We start from the raw sequence: 20,993 nt of genomic DNA on the forward strand, positions 1-20,993 counted from the left end.
GGGTGAACGTGCTGACCTGTGCCGCCTGCGGAAGCCGCCTGACCGAGCCGCTGCGGCTCCTGCCGGAAGTGCCGCCCCGCCCGGAGTACGACGGGCTCAAGAACCCCGACGGCTCCCGGCACGCCCCGGCGACCCTGCCGCGCGGGGCGTACGCGGTGGACCCGGAGCCGTGCGGAGCGCCGTACGTGCCGCATCCCGACCCCGAGTGGTGCGGATCGGCCCACCCGGGAAACGTGTGTATGGGAGACCCCGACGGACCGGGGTGCCTGATGTCCGCCGGACCGCGCGACACATGGGTGGTCCACCCCGAGGACGCCCGTGGGCGCTTGTCCGCCAACCCCGCCGTCGAGGAGGTCGGGTGCTGCGGCTGCCCCGGGCGCGAGGGGCCGAACGAGGTCTGCGCGGAGTGCGGCACGGCGGTGGCGACGCTGTTCTCCGAGTGCTACGGCCCCTACGAGACGCACTTCCTGCCGGATGCGGTCCGCGTGGAGGCCGTCGTATGACCCCCGCCCGCCGCCGCACCCCCGCCCCGCCCCGCGAGGACGTCCTCGCCGCCGCCATGGAGATGATCGCCGAACTCGGCCTGGAGAAGCTCACCATGGCGGCCCTCGGCCGCGAGGTCGGGATGAGCAGCGGCCACCTCCTGTACTACTTCCACTCCAAGGACGAGCTGCTGCTCCGGACGCTGGAGTGGAGCGAGGGCCGGCTGGGCGCCGAGCGCGGCCGCCTCCTCACCCGCACCGCCACCGTGCGCGAACGGCTCGATGCGTACGTCGACCTGTACGTCCCCGACGGCCATCGCGACCCCCACTGGACCCTCTGGCTGGAGGTCTGGAACCGCTCGCAGAACGCCCCCGCCGACGCCCGCGACCGACAGGCCGCCATCGAGGGCGCCTGGCACCGCGACCTGGTGGCACTGCTGGCGGAAGGGGTGTCGAGGGGAGAGTTCCGCCCGATCGACCCGGACCGCGTCGCCGCCCGGCTGCGGGCGCTGCTCGACGGCTTCTCCATCCACGTGGCGATCGGGCTGCGAGGCGCGGACCGAGCGCAGATTCTCGGCCACGTACGGGAGTTCCTGGACGAGAACCTTCTCGCGGACGCGTGACCCTGAGCCCGGGTTGTACGCAATAAGGCCGATTGACCCTGTGGTCCGTGGTGCGTTTGCCTCTTGGGGAGCCCTCGGCGCGGGGCCGGGGGAGAGCGTCCACGGGGAACACAGGGGGGAACATGTCCAGAGCCGCACGTGTGTCCAGCGTGTCCTTAGGTACGGCGCTGCTGCTCGCGCTCACCGGAACGACCGCCGGTGCCGAGCCGCACGCGCCCCGAGTGCACAGGGTCAGCACCGCCGCCGACGGCACCCAGGCCGACGGCGCCTCCAGCGCCGCCACGACCACACCGAACGGCCGCTTCGTCGCGTTCCGTTCGTCGGCGACCAACCTCGTGCCCGAGGGGATCACCCACCCGGGCACCTACGCGTACATCCGTGACCTGAGAACGGGCGAGGTCACCAAGATCGAGGCCGCGCTGAGCACGCCTCGGCTCAGCACCGACGGCCGCTGGGCGACGTACACCGACTGGGGCGTTCGCAAGATGAACGTCTTCCTGACCGACATGACCACCGGCACCAGAATCCGGGCAGGGGGCGACGCCCAGGACAGCGCGGGATCCCCGGACATCAGCACGGACGGCCGCTACATCGCCTACACATGGTCCGGGCACCCGCAGTTCCCGACCCGGATCGACGTCTACGACCGGGAGACCGGCACCCGCGAGACCGTCAGCGCGGGCCCCGCCGACTCCGCCCGGGACATGGACAACGCGTCCATCAGCGGCGACGGCCGCCAGGTCGCCTACCAGGACAACGGCACCGGCGACGTCTGGGTCGCCGACCGCACGGCCGGCACGCAGACCGAGGCCGACGACGGCACGCCGTCGACGGTGGTCCAGCTGAGCGCCGACGGCAGGGTTCTGGCGATGGATTCGGCGGACGGCTCGTATGTACGAGAGCTGCGCACCGGCCGCGTCCAGCACTTCCCCGGCGTCCGCGTCCTGGCCGTCAGCCCCGACGGGCAGCGGCTGTTGCTGCGCGACGGACAGTCGAACCTGACACTGCGGAACCTGCACGGCGGACGCGAGACCCCCGTCGGACACGGCTCCGCCGGCGAGCGGTCGGTCTCCGACCACGGCCGCTCGGTCGTCTACGCCACCGAGGACACGGATGTCGTCCCCGGTGACACCAACGGTGTGTACGACGTCTTCCAGTGGAGGTCGCGCTGATGTCCCGCGTCTCAAGAGCCGTGCTGGGCACGGCGGTCGCGATCGGTCTCGCCTGGACCTCGGTGGGCGCCGCACACGCCGGGCCCCGGGAGTCGCGTACCGAGCGCGTGAGCACGGCCTCCGACGGCAGCCAGGCCGACGGGGAGTCGACGGACGCCGCGATCAGCGCCGACGGCCGCAAGGTGGCGTTCACCTCCATCGCACCGAGCTTCGGCTGCGCGCGCTTCGACAGGTGCCTGCTCGTGAAGGACCTGGACGACGGCGGGGTCACCAAGATCGACCTCGGCAGTGGCTACACGTACGGCTCGCCCGCGCCGAGCGCCGACGGCAGCCGTATCGCCTTCTCCGCGGGCACCCGGTTCCTCGCGCCCTACCTGTACGACAGCGCCACCGGCCGTGCGGAGAAGCTGTGGCCGCAGGACCCGCCCGGCTTCAACGAGTTGGGCCGCGTGCAGTCGATCAGCCCGGACGGCACGCACATCGCGTACACCATCGGCAACCGCAACGGCGACGAGAACTTCCGGCTGCTGTACGTCCGTGACACGGTCACCGGCACCGACGAGCTGATCTCACCGGCCGAGGAGGGCGACAAACCGGGGGCCTCGGTGAGCGGCGACGGCGAGAAGGTCGCGTACTCCGTCCGCGGTGACGTGGAGGCGGAGGACCCGAACGACCTCTTCGTCAAGGACCGGGCGACGGGCGAGCGGGCCCAGGTCGACAAGGGCTTCGGCGCCGCCTTCCTGGTCCGTATCACCGCCGACGGCCGCCACGTCCTCTTCAACGCCGACAACGGTGTCTACAGCCGCGACCTCCGTACCGGCGACGCGCGGCGCGTGGCCGAGGGGACCGCCTCCTCGGTCACCGCGAACGGTCGGTACGCCGTCGTCGCGGGCGAGGACGGGGTGCGGGTGCGCGACCTGCGGACGGGGCTGCGCGGGGCCGTCCTCACGCCGGACGCCTCGGGCGGGGACGACATGCTGGTCGCCGACGGGCGTGCGGTGGCGTTCAGTTCGAGGGCGTCCCACCTGGTGCCGGGAGACACCAACGGGGAGTCCGACGTGTTCGTCTTCTCGGGCGCGCTGAGGAAGAACCCGGCCCCGATGCCCTCCGTCACCGAGCGGATCAGCATGACGAGGGACGGACAGCAGCGGCCCGTGGCCTCGTACGACCCGGTGATGGGGGAGGGCAGGGTCGTCGCCTTCACCTCGGACGACGACGTGTTCGTCAACGCGGCCGGCGGCCTCTCCCAGGTCGACTCCACCGCCCAGGGCCCCTCGCGCGAGGGCACCCCCTGCTACAGCGGACGCATGGTCGGCTATGTGGCCCCGTCCGAGACCGACGGCGGTCCGCAGGTCCATGTCCGCAACCGCTCGGTCGGCAAACTGAGCAGCATCGGCTCCTACCAGGGCGTCCGTTTCACCTGGATGGGACAGCCCCAGGTCGACCCGACCTGCGCTTGGGTCACCTACGCCGCCACACTGCCCGCCACCGACGCCGACCCGTCGCCCCAACCCCGCCTCTACCGCTACAAGTTCAACGGCGGCACCACCGACGTGGTCAGCGCGCCCACGGGCGAGCCGGCGGGCAACCCGTCCATCAACTACGACGGCCGGTACATCGCCTTCGAGCAGGGCGGCGAGGTCCACGTCCGCGACCTGGACACCGGCGCCCTGTCGACGCTCGGCGCGGGCTCGGCCCCGTCGATCAGCGCGGACGGCCGCAAGGTCGCCTTCCAACAGGGTGGCGAGGTACGCGTCCGCGACCTCGACACCGGTACGACCACCCGGATCAGGGGCACCCAGCCCTCGCTCTCCGGGAACGCCACGCACGTGGCGTACACCTCGCGCGGCGCCGTATACCTGCGGGAACTCACCACCGGGAAGCGGCAGTTGATCAGCGTCGACCGCTGGGGCGGCCGCAACGACCTCCCGGCCCGGCACCCTTCCGTCAACGCCGACGGCACGGTCGTCGCCTTCGAGTCGGCGTCACCCGATCTGGTGGAAGGGGACACCAACGGGGTGTCGGACGTCTTCCTGCGGACAGTGCAATGACCAGCAGCAACCACTACGGGGGAACCACCATGCACAGCACCAAGCGAGCCCTGGCGCTCGCCGTCACCGTCGCCGCCGCCACGGCGACCCTGATCGGCCCGGCCGCGAGCGCCGCGCCCACGGCCCCGCGCACCGAGAAGGCGAGCGTGGCCCCGGACGGCACCAACGGCAACGGGTCCTCCAGCGGGCAGAGCATCAGCGCGAACGGCCGCTACCTGGCCTTCCGCTCCGCCGCCGACAATCTGGTCGCGGGTGACACCGACGGTACCGCCGACGCTTTCGTCCGCGACCTGAGGACCGGCACCACCCGCCTGGCGAGCACCGCCGGGGACGGCAACGTCCTGGACGTCTCCCTGAGCGCGAACGGCCGGTATCTCGCGTACACCATCAACCCCACCTACAACACCGACGACAACCACATCTGGATCAAGGACCTGAAGACCGGCGCCGTCCAGCAGATCGCCGACGCCTTCGCCCCCGGCTACGCGGGCGTCTCCGGCCCCGCTGTCAGCGCCGACGGCCGCTATGTGGCCTTCGTCGCCCTGCGCAACAGCGACGAGGCGCCGGACGGCGACCGGTCCAGCCGGATCTACCGCGTCGACCGTGTCACCGGCGAGCGGGTCCGCATCAGCCAGGTGCCGGGCGAGGGCGCCTGGAAGTCCGCCGCCACCCGCCCGTCCATCAGCGCGGACGGCAGCCGGGTCGGCTACCAGTTCTTCGTCCCGCAGCCCACCCGGGGCGACTGGAGCGACGCCTACGTCCGTGATGTGCCGAGCGGCGAACTGTTCCAGGTCGACAAGGCGCCCGACGGCCAGGTGTCCGACGGCCAGACCGAGTTCCCGCAGGTCAGCGCGGACGGCCGGTACGCGGTCTTCAACTCGCTGGACTCGCAGCTGACACCGGACGACACCAACGGCACCCACAACGTCTTCGTGCGTGACCTGAAGACGGGGTCGGTGACCCGGATCGACGGCGCCGACCCGGCCGCCTACACCGCCTACCCCCAGCTCAGCGCCGACAGCAGGCATCTCGCGTTCGGCTCGGCCGCCCCGGCCTCGGACGACGCGCGGCAGGTGTACGTACGCGATCTGCGCACCGGTCGCACGGTGCTCGTCAGTGTCGCGGCGCAGGGAGGTCCGAGCGCCGAACCCGCGGAGTTCCCGGTGATCGACCGGCACGGCCGCACGGTCGCCTTCAGCAGCTGGGCCAACGACCTCGTGCCCGAGGACGCCGGCCAGACCGACTTCACGACCAACGTCTACGTACGCCACCTGAAGTAACCCACCCGAAGTGATGGACCGCATCCTGAGACAGCCGTGAGCGAGGCGCGGGGGTTGTGCCAGACTGCCCCCGTGCTCTCGTTCGCCATGATTATTGGCAGCAGGCGCGCCGGTCCGCAGTGACCGCCACGTACGACCAGGTACGGGCGGACACCGTCGTCCTCGACCCGCGCGCAGACCTCTCGCACCCGCGAGAGGTTTTTCGCTTTTCTGGCCCATCCGCAGCCAGAGGCGAGAGCGCGAGGGACCATGTGGGGACGGTGGAGCCGGTCATTCCGGTACAGACCGAGATCCAATCCTCAGGAGCCTTGAGACCATGACCGCAACCAGCGAGCTCGACGACCAGTTCCACGTCTTCGACACCACCCTGCGCGACGGCGCCCAGCGGGAGGGCATCAACCTCACCGTCGCGGACAAGCTGGCCATCGCACGGCACCTGGACGACTTCGGCGTGGGCTTCATCGAGGGCGGCTGGCCCGGCGCCAACCCGCGGGACACCGAGTTCTTCGCCCGCGCCCAGCAGGAGATCGAGTTCAAGCACGCCCAGCTGGTCGCCTTCGGCGCGACGCGCCGGGCCGGTGCCAAGGCGGCGGAGGACCCGCAGGTCAACGCGCTGCTGGCGTCCGGCGCCCCGGTGATCACCCTGGTCGCCAAGTCCCACGACCGCCATGTCGAACTCGCCCTGCGCACCACGCTGGACGAAAACCTGGAGATGGTCCGCGATACGGTGTCGTATCTGACGGCACAGGGCCGCCGGGTCTTCGTCGACTGCGAGCACTTCTTCGACGGCTACCGCGCGAACCCGGAGTACGCCAAGTCGGTCGTACGGACGGCCTCGGAAGCCGGCGCTTCGGTGGTCATCCTCTGTGACACCAACGGCGGCATGCTCCCCGCCCAGGTCCAGGCGGTCGTCTCCACGGTCCTCGCCGACACCGGCGCCCGGCTCGGCATCCACACCCAGGACGACACGGGCTGCGCGGTCGCGAACACCCTGGCCGCGGTCGACGCGGGCGCGACCCACGTCCAGTGCACGGCCAACGGCTACGGCGAGCGGGTGGGCAACGCCAACCTGTTCCCGGTGGTCGCGGCCCTGGAGCTGAAGTACGGCAAGAAGGTGCTGCCGGAGGGCAAGCTGCGCGAGATGACGAGGATCTCGCACGCGATCGCCGAGGTGGTGAACCTCACCCCCTCGACGCACCAGCCCTACGTGGGCGTCTCGGCCTTCGCCCACAAGGCCGGCCTGCACGCCTCGGCCATCAAGGTCGACCCTGACCTCTACCAGCACATCGACCCCGAGCAGGTCGGCAACACGATGCGGATGCTGGTCTCCGACATGGCGGGCCGTGCCTCGGTCGAGCTCAAGGGCAAGGAACTGGGCGTGGACCTCGGCGGCGACCGCGAGGTGGTCGGCCGGGTGGTCGAGCGCGTGAAGGAGCGCGAGCTCAAGGGCTACACGTACGAGGCGGCGGACGCGTCGTTCGAGCTGCTGCTCCGCGCCGAGGTCGAGGGCAAGCCCCTCAAGTACTTCCAGGTCGAGTCCTGGCGCGCGATCGTCGAGGACCGCCCCGACGGCAGCCACGCGAACGAGGCCACGGTGAAGCTCTTCGCCAAGGGTGAGCGCATCGTCGCCACGGCGGAGGGCAACGGCCCCGTCAACGCCCTGGACCGCGCACTGCGGGTCGCCCTGGAGAAGATCTACCCCCAGCTCGCCAAGCTCGACCTCGTCGACTACAAGGTCCGCATCCTGGAAGGCGTCCACGGCACGCAGTCCACGACCCGCGTGCTGATCTCCACGTCCGACGGTGCGGGGGAGTGGTCCACGGTGGGAGTCGCGGAGAACGTGATCGCGGCGTCCTGGCAGGCGCTGGAGGACGCGTACACGTACGGCCTGCTGCGCGCCGGCGTGGAGCCCGCCGAGTAACCGCCGTTCAGCAGGAGTCCTCGGCGAGCTCCTCGAACTCGCCGAGGCTCCCGGCCGGCTCTGGTGCAACGTGCCTGACGGGACCGTCAGTTGGGGCTGAATGGCTGACGTGACGCCTTGACGGGTCTGTGTGCCACCAGTTAACTCACGGCGTGAGGTAAGTCATGAGTGGACTAACGAGAGCCAAGGGGGAAGCTCCATGCGAAGAACCGCCCTGCTCGCCTCAGCCGCCCTGCTGACAACCCTGCTGCCGATGGTGTCCGCACAGGCACAGCCACAGGCCGCCGACGATCCCGCCCCGGTCCCCGTGGACCGTTTCGAGGGCGAGGTGCCCTTCGCGAACCCGCCCGCGGGGGGCATCTTCACCTGGGGCAGTGACAATGACGACCCGCCCACGCTCGCGCTCGAAGACCGCGCCGACGCCCCCGAGGGCGACCGCGTCCTGTCCGGCACCTACGACATCAGCGGCTACGGCGGCTTCACCCACGACTTCGCCTTCGCCGAGCCCGCCCACGACTGGTCCGCCCACAAGGGCATCCGCTTCTGGTGGGAAGGCCGGAACAACGGCAAGAAGGTCGCCTTCGAGCTCAAGGACGGCGGCGCGAACGGCGAGGCCTCCGAGCTGTGGACGACGTCCTTCACCGACGACTTCAGCGGCTGGAAACAGATCGAGATCCCCTTCACCGACTTCGCCTATCGCACCGACTACCAGCCCGTCGGCGGCATCGACCACATCCTCGGCCTCACCGAGACATGGGGCTACGCCGTCACCCTCCCCGTCGGCATCCAGGGCCGGTTCGCCATGGACGGCGTCGAGTTGTACGGCAAGGCCGACCAGTCACTGCGTGCCTCCGTCCTCACCGACTCCGCCGTCCACCCGACGGACGAGGGCGGTACGGCGACCGTGAAGATCTCCGTCGCCACCACCGGCTCCGCCCCGATCGACGAACCCGTCACCGTCGCCTACGAGACGGCCGCGACCGGCACCGCCGACCCCGGCAAGGACTACACCCCGGTCAGCGGGACCATCACCTTCCCGGCAGGCACCGTCTCCGGCGCCACGCGGACCGTGCGGGTCCCGACGCTCAAGGACAAGTCGGCCGAGGCCGCCGAGACCATCCCCCTCGCACTCACCGTCACCGGCGCCAAGCCCCCGGCCGAGACCCCGCAGATCGTCGTCGACGCGCACGGACTGCCGTATCTGAACGCCGAGTTGCCGGTGAAGCAGCGCGTCGCCGACCTCCTCTCCCGTATGTCGCTCGCGGAGAAGGCCGGCCAGATGACCCAGGCCGAGCGCGGAGCCGTGGGGACCGGGGCGGACGTCGCCACGTACGCCCTCGGCTCGCTCCTGTCCGGCGGCGGCTCCACCCCGACGCCCAACACCCCCGAGGCCTGGGCGAAGATGATCGACGGCTTCCAACTCCGGGCCCAGGCAACCCGCTTCCAGATCCCCCTCGTCTACGGCGTCGACGCCGTCCACGGCCACAACAACCTGGTCGGCGCCACCGTCATGCCCCACAACATCGGCCTCGGCGCCTCCAGGAACCCCCAACTCGCCCAGCAGACCGGCGCGGTGACCGCCGCCGAGGTCCGCGCCACCGGCGTCCCCTGGGACTTCGCCCCCTGCCTCTGCGTCACCCGCGACGAACGCTGGGGCCGGTCCTACGAGTCCTTCGGCGAGGACCCGGCTCTCGTCGACTCCCTGGAGACGGTGATCCAGGGCCTCCAAGGAGCCCGGAACGGCAAGGACTTGAAGGACAACGACAAGGTCCTCGCCACGGCCAAGCACTTCGTCGGCGACGGCGGCACCGAGTACGGCTCCTCCACCACCGGCACCTACACCATCGACCAGGGCGTCACCAAGGTCACCCGGCAGCAGCTGGAGGCCGTCCACCTGGCGCCGTACAAGACCGCCGTCGACCGCGGTGTCGGCACGGTGATGCCCTCGTACTCCTCGCTCGACGTCCTCGGCGACGGCCAGGGCCCGGTCAAGATGCACGCCCGCGCCGACATGATCAACGGCGTGCTCAAGGGCCGTATGGACTTCGACGGCTTCGTGATCAGCGACTGGGACGGCATCGACCAGATCCCCGGCGACCGCGCGTCCGACGTCCGTACGTCGGTCAACGCCGGCGTCGACATGGTCATGGTCCCGTACGCCTTCAGGGAGTTCCGTACGACGCTCATGGAGGAGGCACAGGCCGGACGCGTCAGCGGGCAGCGCATCGACGACGCGGTCTCCCGCATCCTCACGCAGAAGTTCCGGCTCGGTCTCTTCGAGAAGCCGTACGCCGACACCAGCGGCGCCTCGAAGATCGGTTCCGGCGAGCACCGGGCCGTCGCACGCAGGGCGGCCGCCGAGTCGCAGGTGCTGCTGAAGAACGCCGACGGCGTGCTGCCGCTGAAGAACGCCGACGGCGTGCTGCCGCTGAAGAAGTCCCAGAACGTGTACGTCGCCGGCTCCAACGCCGATGACATCGGCAACCAGAGCGGCGGCTGGACCGTCACCTGGCAGGGCGCGTCCGGCGACATCACCCCCGGCACGACGATCCTGGAGGCCATGCGCAAGAACTCCGCGCAGCTGACGTACTCCAAGGACGCCTCCGCCCCCACGACCGGCCACGACATCGGGGTGGTCGTCGTCGGCGAGACCCCGTACGCCGAGGGCGTCGGAGACGTCGGCAACGGTCATGACCTGCAGCTGAGCCCCGCCGACCAGGCAGCCGTCGACAAGGTCTGCGCGGCCATGAAGTGCGCGGTGCTGATCGTCTCCGGCCGCCCCCAGCTCATCGGCGACCGGCTGGGCGAGATCGACGCGCTGGTGGCCTCCTGGCTGCCCGGTACGGAGGGCGACGGCGTCGCTGACGTCCTCTACGGCAAGCGCGCCTTCACCGGGCAACTCCCCGTCACCTGGCCGAAGTCGCAGGACCAGCTGCCGATCAACGTCGGCGACACGTCGTACGACCCGCAGTTCCCGTACGGCTGGGGCCTCACGACGCTGACCAAGGTGCCGGAGGGCGGCGCGACGACACTGAAGGCACTCGGTGTCGCGGCGGCGGTGGCCGAGAAGGCCGGGGCCGAGGAGGCGGGCCGCGCGATCGTGACCAAGGCACGGCTGATCGTCCAGCAGAAGAAGATCACGGCCGCTTCGGCGAAGCCCTTCGCCGATGCGGACCACCTGCTGCTCACCGGGCGGTACGCGGCGGCGGTGGCGAAACTGACGGAGGCCTATCGGGCGACCGGCTGAGACTGTCTTGGCCGGGGCTGTCTCGGCTGAGGCTGTTTTGGGAGGCTTCGGGTAGCTTCGAAGTATGAAGTCCGTCCTACGGACCCGAAGTCTCCCAGGGCTGCTCGCGGCCCTGGTGCTCGCGGCCCTGACCGTACTGTGGGCGATCCCCGCGCCCGCCTCCGCCGCCACGAGCGTCTCCAGGATCGCCGAGGCGCTCCGCGAGAGTCCGGTGTACGTCGACCCGGCGGCCGCCGCGCAGCTGTCCTCCGGGGACGCCGCCGCGCTCGCCGAGCAGATCGAGGACGCGGACAAGGCCCTGTTCGTGGCGGTCCTGCCCGCGGACCAGCCGACCGAGAACCTCCTGCGGAACCTGCGTACCGCGACCGGCGTGACAGGCCTGTACGCGGTGCGGGTCGGCGACCGCTTCGACGCGGGCGCGGATTCCTCGGTCCTGCCCAGGACGGCTGTGCGCAACCTCGTCGCGAGCGTCGGGGGCGAGAGTGACGCGAAGACCCAGCTCGACGACTTCGCGGACCAGGCCCTGGCCAACATGGGCGGCTCGGCGCCCGCGAGCTGGGGCTCGTCCTCCGACGGCGGAGGCGTTCCGGCGGGTGCGCTGGTGACGGTCGGCGCCGTGCTGGCGGCCGGTGGCGTGGGTGCGTACGCGCTGGTCCGCCGCAACCGCCGCCGCCACGCGGAGGAGCAGCGGGCCGCCCTGGAGAAGCTGCGGGTCGTGGTGGACGAGGACATCACCGCCTTCGGCGAGGAACTGGACCGCCTGGACTTCCACCCCGGCGAACCGGGCGCGGACGACGTCATGCGCGAGGACTACGAGCACGCGCTCGACGCCTACGAGAAGGCGAAGTCGTTCATGGCGGCCGCGCAGCACCCGGAGGAGGTCCGCGCGGTGACCCAGGCCCTGGAGGACGGCCGTTTCTCACTGGCACGACTGGCCGCCCGCAGGGAGAGCCGGCCACTCCCGGACCGCCGCCCGCCCTGCTTCTTCGACCCTCGCCACGGCCCGTCGACCACGGACGCGACCTGGACCCCGCCCAGCGGCGCCCCGCGCGAGGTCCCGGTCTGCGCGGCCGACGCGACCCGTCTTGCCGACGGCCGCGACCCGGTGATGCGCGAGGTAGACACCGACCAAGGCCGCCGCCCCTACTGGGACGCGGGCCCCGCCTACGGCCCCTGGGCCGGCGGCTACTTCGGCGGCGGCCTCCTCCCCGGCCTCCTCGTCGGCACCATGCTCGGCAGCATGATGGCCACCCCGGCCTACGCCGCCGACTACGGCTCCGGCTACGGCGACTTCGGCGGCACCTACGAAGGCGGCGACATCTCGGGCGCGGACTTCAACTCCGACGACTTCTCGGGCGGCTTCGGCGGCGGCGACTTCGGAGGAGGCGGCGACTTCGGCGGGGGAGGAGGATTCTGACCGCACGGCGTTCGAGGCCGAAGACACGCCGTCCCGCCACCCACCCGCTGGGACGGAACCTCTCGACGCACCCGCCCGCAGGTGCTGTGCCCCTGGACGCCGGTCCACGCACTCTCAGCCCGTCCGGCGTTTGAGGACGAGGCCCCTTGAGGGCCGATCGGGGTCTGGGGCGGAGCCCCGGCGGGGTCGAAGGGGCGGAGCCCCTGGGGATGGGACGGGTAGGGGCGGCGGGGGCGAAAGAAGCCCCCGTCCACGAACACGGGCCCGGCGCACCACACGCCGAGCCCGCGGAAGTTCGTACGAGACAACCCGCGCGTCAGAGAGAGGCCGCAGCCGACGCGATCGCCGACGCGAACGTCGACACCTCGGAGTACACACCCGGCGCGTTGGCCCGAGCACACCCGATACCCCAGCTCACGATGCCGACCTGAACCCACGCGTTGCTCGAGTCCCGCCGGAACATCGGCCCACCGGAGTCACCCTGACAGGTGTCGACCCCACCCGCGGCGTACCCCGCACAGATCTCCTCGCCAGCGATGAGCCCGCTGTACCCGCTGTACGAACGACACGTCGCGTCACTCACGAACGGCACGGTGGCCTTGAGCATGTACCGCTGCTGGGACCCACCCTCACTCGCCGCACCCCACCCGGCGACGGTGAACGTCCCGGTGTTGTACTGCGTGGTCGTGGCGATCTTCAGCGTCGGCAGATTGATCGGAGAGGCGAGCTTGATGAGCGCCCAGTCCTTGCCGTCGCCGTTGTACCCGGGAGCCCGGTACACGTACGTCGACCTGACCTGGACCCGCCCGCTGGTGGACTGCAGGTCCACGACACCGGCGGTGGCGGTGATGGAGGTGTTCGCACCGGTCCCGCTCACACAGTGCGCGGCGGTCAGCACGATCTGCTGCGTGTACAGCGCGCCGCCACAGCCCATGGAGAGCCGGACCATGAACGGGAACTCGCCCTGCGCGGCACGGGTCCCGCCGACGACGGGCGCGGGAGCGGCCTGCGCGGCCGAGACGGGCTGAAGACTGGCGATCGCGAGGGCGGCGGCGCCGAGGGCCACGCATCTCTTGAGGGCCGTGAGGAGTCTCTTCAACGTTCTGCTTTCCGTGGGGGGTGGAAGTACTCAGTCGCAGATATGTCGTGCGCATGCCAAGAGGGAACGCAAAGGGACACCCATCCGCTGGCATGGGCAGGTCAAATCTGTTGCTGGATTATGAGAACGCTGTGACAGGCCGCACAAGGGGTGTGATTCGGCCAGTCCGGCCAGTCCGGCCCCGCGCCCGACTAGGACAGGAACCGACCTAATGGCAGCGTACGGTCGCCCCATGCCGGAAACCTTCGCCTCCGCCGCCGCCCTCGACACCTGGCTCACCACCCACCCGGCCCCGCACCCCGGCCTCTGGGTGAAGGTCGCCAAGAAGGGCTCGGGCATCCCCTCCGTCACCGCCGCCGAAGTCAATGACGTGGCCCTCTGTCACGGCTGGATCACCGGTCAGCGCAAGGGATTCGACGCCTCGCACTTCCTCCAGAGGATCACCCCGCGCCGCGCCGGCAGCCTCTGGTCCATGGTCAACGTCCGGCGGGTCGAGGAACTGATCGCCGACGGCAGGATGCGTGACACCGGCCTCGCGGAGATCGACGCGGCGAAGGCGGACGGACGGTGGGCGGCGGCGTACCTCTCCCAGAAGGAGGCCGGGGTGCCGGACGATCTGGCCGCCGCGCTGGAGCGCAGCCCGCGGGCCGGCGCGGCCTTCGAGGGGCTCGGGAAAACGGACCGGTACCAGGTCATGCTCGGTGTGCTGCGGGCCCTCACCCCGGAGAGCCGGGCGGCTCAGGTCGCCTCGGCGGTGGCCAGGTTGGAGGAGCTGTCCGGCCGCGACGGCTGAGAACGCCGAGCGCCCGCCCTCAAGGAACACGAGGGCGGGCATGCTCACGAAAGACGCGTCACGCGTTCTTGATCGCCGAGATGTCGAAGTTCAGCTTGATCTTGTCGGAGACCAGCACGCCACCCGTCTCCAGCGCCGCGTTCCAGGTCAGACCCCACTCGGAGCGCAGGATCGTCGCCTTGCCCTCGAAGCCGACACGCTCGTTGCCGAAGGGGTCCTTCGCGGCGCCGTTGAACTCGAGGTCGATGGTGAGCGGCTTGGTGGTACCGAGGATGGTGAGGTCACCGGTGATGCGGTAGTCCTCGTCGCCGAGGGCCTCCGCCTTGGTGGAGCGGAAGGTCATCGTCGGGAACTCGTCCGTCTTGAAGAAGTCCGCGCTCTTGAGGTGGCCGTCGCGGTCCGCGGAGCCCGTGTCGATGCTGTCCATCTTGACGTCGATCGACGCCGAGGACGCGGCCGGGTCGCCGCCGTCCAGGTGCAGCGAGCCGCTGAAGTCGAGGAACTTCCCCTTCACGTTGGTCACCATGGCGTGGCGGACGGTGAAGCCGATCGTCGAGTGGGCCGTGTCGATCGAGTAGTCGCCGGTCAGGGCGGTCAGGTCGGTGGTCGCCATGGCGTGCTCCTTAGGTGTGAGGAAGTTGAACGTTGAATTACCTAACGAGAACGACCGTAGACCTATTCCGTACAAGTTTCAACATCATCCGCAAAGTGTTGGCGTGATTACGCTGAGGTGGTAGATGCCCAGGGCATGAACCCGCATCCCAGAGGTCCCCTCAGGCTCACCCGCCGGGCCGCCTTACTCACCGCGGCGCTCCTCGCCACGGCCGCCCCCGGCGCCCGTGCCGCCGCCCCCGACCCCTACGGCACCCTCCGCCTCCGCTGGCTCGACATCGCCCTCGGCACCGGCTACGACCCGACCGCCGAGCCGTACGCGGCCCGCCTCGCCGAGACCGGCGTACTCGCCCGCGGCTTCCGCGCGACCATGACCCCCACCGCGACCTCCCTGTGGCCCGGCTACCCCTACGACCCGCCGTCCGGCATCACCCAGAGCTACGGCCGCCTGTGGACCATGGCCCAGGCCTACGTCCAACCGGGCACCGGCTCCACCGGCGACGAGTCCCTCCTCGGGGACGTCCTCCGCGGCCTCGACCACCTCTCCGCCACCATCTACAACCCCTCCACCACCCGCTACGGCAATTGGTGGGAATGGCAGATCGGCAGCCCCCGTCTGCTCATGGACCTCATCGCCACGCTGTACGACCACCTCACCGATGCCCGACGGGAAGCCGCCTGCGCCGCCGTCGACCACTTCGTCCCCGACGCGATGCTGAGCGACTACTCCGGTACGTCCACCGGCGCCAACCGCGTCGACCTGTGCCGCTCCGTCGCCCTGCGCGGCATCCTCGGCCGGGCACCCGCCAAGATCGCCCTCGCCCGGGACGCGCTCTCACCGGTCTTCCCGTACGTCGTCCAGGGCGACGGCCTCTATGCCGACGGCTCGTTCGTCCAGCACACCTGGGTCGCCTACTCGGGCACCTACGGCCAGGTCCTCCTCGACGGCCTCGGCCGTCTCTTCGCCCTGCTCGCCGGCTCCGAGTGGGCCGTGACCGACCCGAACCGGCAGATCGTCCTGGACGCCGTCGAGCACGCCTACGCGCCACTGATCCACGACGGTCTGATGATGGACAGCGTCAACGGCCGTGCCATCAGCCGGGGTTACCTCAAGAGTGACGACCGGCATGTGCTGCGCGGCGACCACTTCCACGGCCAGGGCATCATCGCCGCGACGGCCCTCCTCGCGGGCGGGGCGAGCGAGGCCGAGCGGGAGCGCTGGTTCGGCCGTATCAAGGGATGGATCGAACGGGACACCGTCTCGCCGATCCTGACGGCACGTCAGTTCGGAGTGGCCGACCTCGCCCGACTGCATGCGGTCGCCGAGTCACCCGTGCCCGCCGGCCCCGACCCCGTCGGCCACCGGCTCTTCGCCGCCATGGACCGGGCCGTCCACCGCCGCCCCGGCTTCGTCGCCAACATCGCCATGGCGAGCGACCGCATCGCGTACTACGAGTGCGGCAACGGCGAGAACCCGCGCGGCTGGCACACGGGAGCCGGAATGCTCTACTGGTGGACCGGCGGCCGGACCGACCGGGCCGACCGGGCCGACCAGTACACAGACTGGTACTGGCCCACCGTCGACTGGTACCGCCTTCCGGGCACGACCGTCTCCACGCGCCGCCTTCCCGACAGGGCCGGCGGCGAATGGGGCGAGCCCAAGCCCGACGCGCGCTGGGTCGGCGGTGTCACCGACGGCGAGTACGCGGCGATCGGACAGCATCTGAAGGGCCTCGGCTCGACGCTGGAAGCCCGTAAGTCGTGGTTCTGTGTCGCCGACGCGGTGATCTGCCTGGGCGCCGGCATCACCTGCGCCGACGGCGTACCGGTCGAGACCGTCGTCGACAACCGCAACCTGGGGGAGGGCGCCACCCCGGCCTTCGTACGGGGGCGTGGCTGGGCCCATCTGGAGGGCCACGGCGGCTGGGTGGTGCCGTACGGCGAGCTGCGCACCCTCCGCGAGGACCGCACCGGCGCCTGGTCGGACATCAACACCACCAGTACGACGGAGCGGGCCACCCGCCGCTGGCAGACCCTCTGGCTGGACCACGGCACGGACCCGACGGACGCGTCATACGTCTATGTCCTGATGCCGGGTGCGTCCCGCCATGGGGTCGCGGCCCGCGCCGCCGACCGCCGGTGGCTGAACGTCCTCGCCAATGACGGCACCCGCCAGGCGGTCCACGTCCCCTCCCTCGGCCTGACGGCCGCCACCTTCTGGCAGGCCGGTACGGCGGGCCCGCTCGCCGCCTCCGCGGGCGCGAGCGTGCTGGTACGCCGCCGGGGCCGCACCGCTACCCTCTGCGTGAGCGAGCCGCCGCGGACGGGGAAGCCGGTGGAGATCGGCTGGGACCATCCGGTCCGCGCGGTGATCCGGGCCGACGACTCGGTCGAGATCCTCGCCAAGGGCCGCCGTCTGCGCCTCAGAATCACCCCGGGGAGGGCATGTGCCCCACATGAATGTGAGGTGGCTCTCAGCTGATGGCTTTGTGTGATCTCTACAAGCGGGACGCCCCCTGAGCAGTCGGAATGGCTGCATGGCTCCGAGGTTCTGTTCAGGGGTACCAGGAAAACGGGCCGGAGACTGTACGGAGTCGACGGCCCGCTTTCCTTGTCGCACTTCGTAAGGTCACTACATGACCGTTTTGGATGACGCGCCGGGTGAGCCGACGGACGCACGGGGGCGAGTGGCCGAGCTGCACGAGATCCGTGCGCAGGCGATGGCCGGACCGAGTGACAAGGCGACCGAGGCGCAGCATGCCAAGGGCAAGCTGACCGCCCGGGAGCGCATCGAGCTGCTCCTCGACGCGGGTTCCTTCCAGGAGGTCGAGCAGCTGCGCCGGCACCGGGCGACCGGGTTCGGCCTGGAGTCCAAGAAGCCGTTCACCGACGGTGTCATCACCGGCTGGGGCACGGTCGAGGGCCGCACGGTCTTCGTGTACGCGCACGACTTCCGGATCTTCGGCGGTGCGCTGGGCGAGGCCCACGCCACCAAGATCCACAAGATCATGGACATGGCCATCGCGGCCGGCGCGCCGCTGGTGTCGCTGAACGACGGCGCGGGCGCCCGTATCCAGGAAGGCGTTTCGGCGCTGGCCGGGTACGGCGGCATCTTCCAGCGCAACACGAAGGCTTCGGGTGTCATCCCGCAGATCTCCGTGATGCTGGGCCCGTGCGCGGGTGGCGCGGCGTACTCGCCGGCGCTGACGGACTTCGTCTTCATGGTCCGCGAGACCTCGCAGATGTTCATCACCGGTCCGGACGTGGTCAAGGCCGTGACGGGCGAGGAGATCACGCAGAACGGGCTGGGCGGCGCGGACGTGCACGCCGAGACGTCGGGCGTCTGCCACTTCGCGTACGACGACGAGGAGACCTGCATCGCGGAGGTGCGCTACCTCCTGTCGATGCTGCCGCAGAACAACCGCGAGAACCCGCCGCGCGTGGAGTCCACGGACGCCGCGGACCGCCGTGGCGACGTACTGCTCGACCTGGTCCCCGCGGACGGCAACCGGCCGTACGACATGGCCAAGGTCATCGAGGAGATCGTCGACGACGGCGACTACCTCGAGGTCCACGAGCGCTGGGCGCGGAACATCATCTGCGCACTGGCCCGGCTCGACGGCCAGGTCGTCGGCATCGTGGCGAACCAGCCGCAGTCCCTCGCGGGCGTCCTGGACATCGAGGCGAGTGAAAAAGCTGCGCGTTTCGTCCAGATGTGTGATGCTTTTAACATCCCGATTGTCACTTTCCTGGACGTCCCCGGGTTCCTCCCGGGCGTCGACCAGGAGCACGGCGGCATCATCCGCCACGGCGCGAAGCTCCTCTACGCCTACTGCAACGCGACCGTGCCGCGGATCTCGCTGATCCTGCGCAAGGCATACGGAGGCGCCTACATCGTCATGGACAGCCAGTCCATCGGTGCCGACCTCACCTACGCCTGGCCGACGAACGAGATCGCCGTGATGGGCGCCGAAGGTGCCGCCAACGTCATCTTCCGCCGGCAGATCGCCGACGCCGAGGACCCCGAGGCCATGCGGGCCCGCATGGTCAAGGAGTACAAGTCCGAGCTCATGCACCCGTACTACGCGGCCGAGCGCGGCCTGGTGGACGACGTGATCGACCCGGCGGAGACCCGCGAGGTCCTCATCAGGTCCCTGGCGATGCTCCAGTCCAAGCACGCCGACCTGCCGTCCCGTAAGCACGGCAACCCCCCGCAGTAACCCAGCGGACCCTCCGCGGCACCCCTGCGGAAACCTCTCTCACGGAGACTGACACCCATGAACACTCCCGACATCCGCGTCGAGAAGGGCCACGCCGAGCCCGAGGAAGTCGCCGCGATCACCGCGATCCTCCTGGCCCGCGCCGCCGCCCAGCCTGCTTCCCCGGACCGCCCCCACCCCAAGGCCGGCTGGCGCCGCCTGGAACGCGAGGGCGGCTTCCGAGCCCCGCACAGCTGGCACTGAGCTCGTCGTACGTCTGAGGGCCCCTCTCATTGAGAGGGGCCCTCAGACGTGTCCCGAAGGGGCGCGGGGCTGTATCGATGTGCGGCTCCGCCGCGTGGGCGCGACAAGCCACTGGGCTGCCGCAGACGGCGTACAACCGTCCGTGGCAGCCCAGCAGCCGCAAACAGAACCACTTACCGCAGGCGAGCCATCAACGCATGCTCCACGAGAGTGATCAGCGCCGACTTCGCGTCCGCACGGTGGCGCGCATCGGTCGTGATGATCGGGGTGTCCGGGCCGATCTGCAGCGCCTCCCGGACCTCGTCCGGGTTGTACGGCTGGTTTCCGTCGAACCCGTTCAGGGCGATCACAAAAGGAAGCCCCGAGTTCTCGAAGTAGTCGACAGCCGGGAAACAGTCGGCAAGGCGCCTCGTGTCAACGAGGACGATCGCGCCGATGGCGCCGCGCACCAGGTCGTCCCACATGAACCAGAAGCGGTCCTGACCGGGCGTACCGAAGAGGTACAGGATCAGGTCCTGGTCCAGGGTGATACGGCCGAAGTCCATGGCCACCGTGGTGGTGGTCTTGTCACCGGTGTGGGTGAGGTCGTCGATGCCCGCGGAAGCGGACGTCATGACGGCCTCGGTGCGCAGCGGGTTGATCTCCGAAACGGCCCCGACGAACGTGGTCTTGCCCACGCCGAAGCCACCCGCCACCACGATCTTCGCCGAGGTGGTGGAGCGGGAAGGACCGCCGCTAGAGCTTGCGAAGTCCACTGAGCACCCTTTCGAGCAGTGTCACGTCTGGCTGGCCGCCGGCGTTCTCGTCGCCGCCGGGCTGATGAATGGCGACCAGGCCCGCCTCCGCCAAGTCGGCGACGAGGATCCTGGCCACGCCGAGAGGGATCGTGAGCAGAGCCGAGACTTCGGCTACCGACTTGATCTCTCGGCAGAGGTTGCAGATCCGCTGATGCTCGGGCAACTGGCCCTGCATCTGGTGCGGCTGCGCGGTGGTGTGCACCAGTGCCTCGATGGCGAGCTGGTAGCGCGGGCGCGTCCGGCCGCCGGTCATGGCGTACGGGCGCACCAAGGGGTTGTTCGTCGCCCCTGCGGGCGCCGGCTCAGGAGCGCGTCGCTGCGGCTGCACAGGCTGGATACGCGGTGCCGAAGGCTGGTCGTACGGCGAGGGCCCGGGGCCCTGGGGCGCGTACGGCTGCCGATGGCTCGGTGCGGAGGGGAAGTTGTAACGGTTCGGGTTCTGGGAACCGTCGTTCTGACCCTGGCCAGGGCCGTACGACCAATTACCGGACGATGAACCGCCTGGGGGTGTTGCCACTTTCTCTCCTCCTCCGACTGTGCCGGGCACCGCATCACTGTGGAGCCGCGTCCCGAAACCTTATGGCCTCGGGACGCCAAAACGCACCGTCTGTCTGTTAGTTGAGAAGGCTCCCTTGGAGCTCGGCCCGAAGATCGGGCGTCAGGACCGTACCTGCACGGTCCACCAGGAGTGCCATCTCGTACCCGATGAGACCGATGTCCGCCTCGGGATGTGCGAGAACTGCGAGCGAGGATCCGTCGGAGACGGACATGATGAAGAGGAATCCCCGCTCCATCTCCACAACCGTCTGGTTCACGCTGCCGCCCTCGAAGATGCGCGAGGCACCGGCGGTCAGTGAGGTCAGACCGGAGGCGACGGCCGCAAGCTGGTCGGCGCGGTCACGCGGAAAACCCTCGGACATCGCCAGAAGGAGTCCGTCGGCGGAGACCACCACCGTGTGGGACACCCCGGGGGTGTTGTCCACGAAGTTGGTGATCAACCAGTTCAGGTTCTGTGCCGCCTGGCTCATCGGGCTCA

At 70.1% G+C, this 20,993-nt stretch carries 17 protein-coding genes; 12 read left to right on the top strand and 5 right to left on the bottom strand.

Annotation, left to right across the window (positions count from 1 at the left end):
- Window positions 1-2: 2 nt before the first annotated feature.
- From OHU89_RS34700 to OHU89_RS34735, 8 genes are all read left to right on the top strand, one after another.
- Complete coding sequence (locus tag OHU89_RS34700) at window positions 3-503, top strand: hypothetical protein (protein ID WP_405648899.1); 501 nt, start codon at window positions 3-5, stop codon at window positions 501-503.
- Entirely contained in the window at window positions 500-1,105 is a 606-nt protein-coding gene (locus OHU89_RS34705) for a TetR/AcrR family transcriptional regulator (protein ID WP_405648901.1), read from the top strand. The genes OHU89_RS34700 and OHU89_RS34705 overlap by 4 nt, the downstream gene beginning before the upstream one ends.
- A gap of 122 nt (window positions 1,106-1,227) precedes the next feature.
- Window positions 1,228-2,277, top strand: coding sequence for a protein TolB (locus OHU89_RS34710; protein WP_405648903.1), 1,050 nt, complete (start codon window positions 1,228-1,230; stop codon window positions 2,275-2,277).
- Entirely contained in the window at window positions 2,277-4,328 is a 2,052-nt protein-coding gene (locus OHU89_RS34715; protein WP_405648905.1) for a hypothetical protein, read from the top strand. The genes OHU89_RS34710 and OHU89_RS34715 overlap by 1 nt, the downstream gene beginning before the upstream one ends.
- Window positions 4,325-5,608, top strand: a complete 1,284-nt coding sequence (locus OHU89_RS34720) for a TolB family protein (RefSeq protein WP_405648907.1) — start codon at window positions 4,325-4,327, stop codon at window positions 5,606-5,608. The genes OHU89_RS34715 and OHU89_RS34720 overlap by 4 nt, the downstream gene beginning before the upstream one ends.
- A gap of 316 nt (window positions 5,609-5,924) precedes the next feature.
- Window positions 5,925-7,529, top strand: a complete 1,605-nt coding sequence (gene cimA / locus OHU89_RS34725) for a citramalate synthase (protein WP_405648909.1) — start codon at window positions 5,925-5,927, stop codon at window positions 7,527-7,529.
- A 199-nt stretch (window positions 7,530-7,728) separates the two neighbouring features.
- Window positions 7,729-10,776, top strand: coding sequence for a glycoside hydrolase family 3 N-terminal domain-containing protein (locus tag OHU89_RS34730; protein ID WP_405648911.1), 3,048 nt, complete (start codon window positions 7,729-7,731; stop codon window positions 10,774-10,776).
- 64 nt (window positions 10,777-10,840) lie between these two features.
- Entirely contained in the window at window positions 10,841-12,193 is a 1,353-nt protein-coding gene (locus tag OHU89_RS34735; RefSeq protein WP_405648913.1) for a hypothetical protein, read from the top strand.
- Window positions 12,194-12,509: 316 nt separating this feature from the next.
- Here OHU89_RS34735 and OHU89_RS34740 read toward each other — a convergent pair whose 3' ends face one another.
- Entirely contained in the window at window positions 12,510-13,292 is a 783-nt protein-coding gene (locus OHU89_RS34740; protein WP_266887634.1) for a serine protease, read from the bottom strand.
- Window positions 13,293-13,503: 211 nt separating this feature from the next.
- Here OHU89_RS34740 and OHU89_RS34745 point away from each other — a divergent pair, with 211 nt between their 5' ends.
- Window positions 13,504-14,085 carry a YdeI family protein gene (locus tag OHU89_RS34745; RefSeq protein ID WP_405648916.1) on the top strand — a complete coding sequence of 194 codons (582 nt, stop codon included), beginning with the start codon at window positions 13,504-13,506 and terminating at the stop codon, window positions 14,083-14,085.
- A gap of 58 nt (window positions 14,086-14,143) precedes the next feature.
- Here the strand turns inward: OHU89_RS34745 and OHU89_RS34750 are convergent, their stop codons facing one another.
- Entirely contained in the window at window positions 14,144-14,698 is a 555-nt protein-coding gene (locus tag OHU89_RS34750; protein ID WP_266887630.1) for a YceI family protein, read from the bottom strand.
- Window positions 14,699-14,833: 135 nt separating this feature from the next.
- On the opposite strand from OHU89_RS34750, the gene OHU89_RS34755 reads away from it, so the two are divergent.
- From OHU89_RS34755 to OHU89_RS34765, 3 genes are all read left to right on the top strand, one after another.
- A complete protein-coding gene (locus tag OHU89_RS34755; protein ID WP_405648918.1) occupies window positions 14,834-17,179 on the top strand; it encodes a polysaccharide lyase 8 family protein in 2,346 nt (781 codons plus the stop codon).
- 154 nt (window positions 17,180-17,333) lie between these two features.
- A complete protein-coding gene (locus OHU89_RS34760; RefSeq protein ID WP_405648920.1) occupies window positions 17,334-18,917 on the top strand; it encodes an acyl-CoA carboxylase subunit beta in 1,584 nt (527 codons plus the stop codon).
- Window positions 18,918-18,974: 57 nt separating this feature from the next.
- Window positions 18,975-19,160 carry an acyl-CoA carboxylase subunit epsilon gene (locus tag OHU89_RS34765; protein WP_405648922.1) on the top strand — a complete coding sequence of 62 codons (186 nt, stop codon included), beginning with the start codon at window positions 18,975-18,977 and terminating at the stop codon, window positions 19,158-19,160.
- Window positions 19,161-19,333: 173 nt separating this feature from the next.
- Here the strand turns inward: OHU89_RS34765 and OHU89_RS34770 are convergent, their stop codons facing one another.
- The 3 genes from OHU89_RS34770 to OHU89_RS34780 all read right to left on the bottom strand — a co-directional run bounded on the left by OHU89_RS34770 (window position 19,334) and on the right by OHU89_RS34780 (window position 20,985).
- Window positions 19,334-19,915, bottom strand: coding sequence for an ATP/GTP-binding protein (locus tag OHU89_RS34770; RefSeq protein ID WP_026248371.1), 582 nt, complete (start codon window positions 19,913-19,915; stop codon window positions 19,334-19,336).
- Window positions 19,896-20,474, bottom strand: a complete 579-nt coding sequence (locus tag OHU89_RS34775; RefSeq protein ID WP_266887622.1) for a DUF742 domain-containing protein — start codon at window positions 20,472-20,474, stop codon at window positions 19,896-19,898. Before OHU89_RS34775 ends, OHU89_RS34770 begins: the two co-directional genes overlap by 20 nt.
- 97 nt (window positions 20,475-20,571) lie before the next feature.
- Window positions 20,572-20,985, bottom strand: coding sequence for a roadblock/LC7 domain-containing protein (locus tag OHU89_RS34780; RefSeq protein WP_005479603.1), 414 nt, complete (start codon window positions 20,983-20,985; stop codon window positions 20,572-20,574).
- Window positions 20,986-20,993 lie beyond the last annotated feature (8 nt).

Origin of the sequence: Streptomyces sp. NBC_00019, from assembly GCF_045041015.1 — a bacterium.
Lineage (GTDB): Bacteria > Actinomycetota > Actinomycetes > Streptomycetales > Streptomycetaceae > Streptomyces.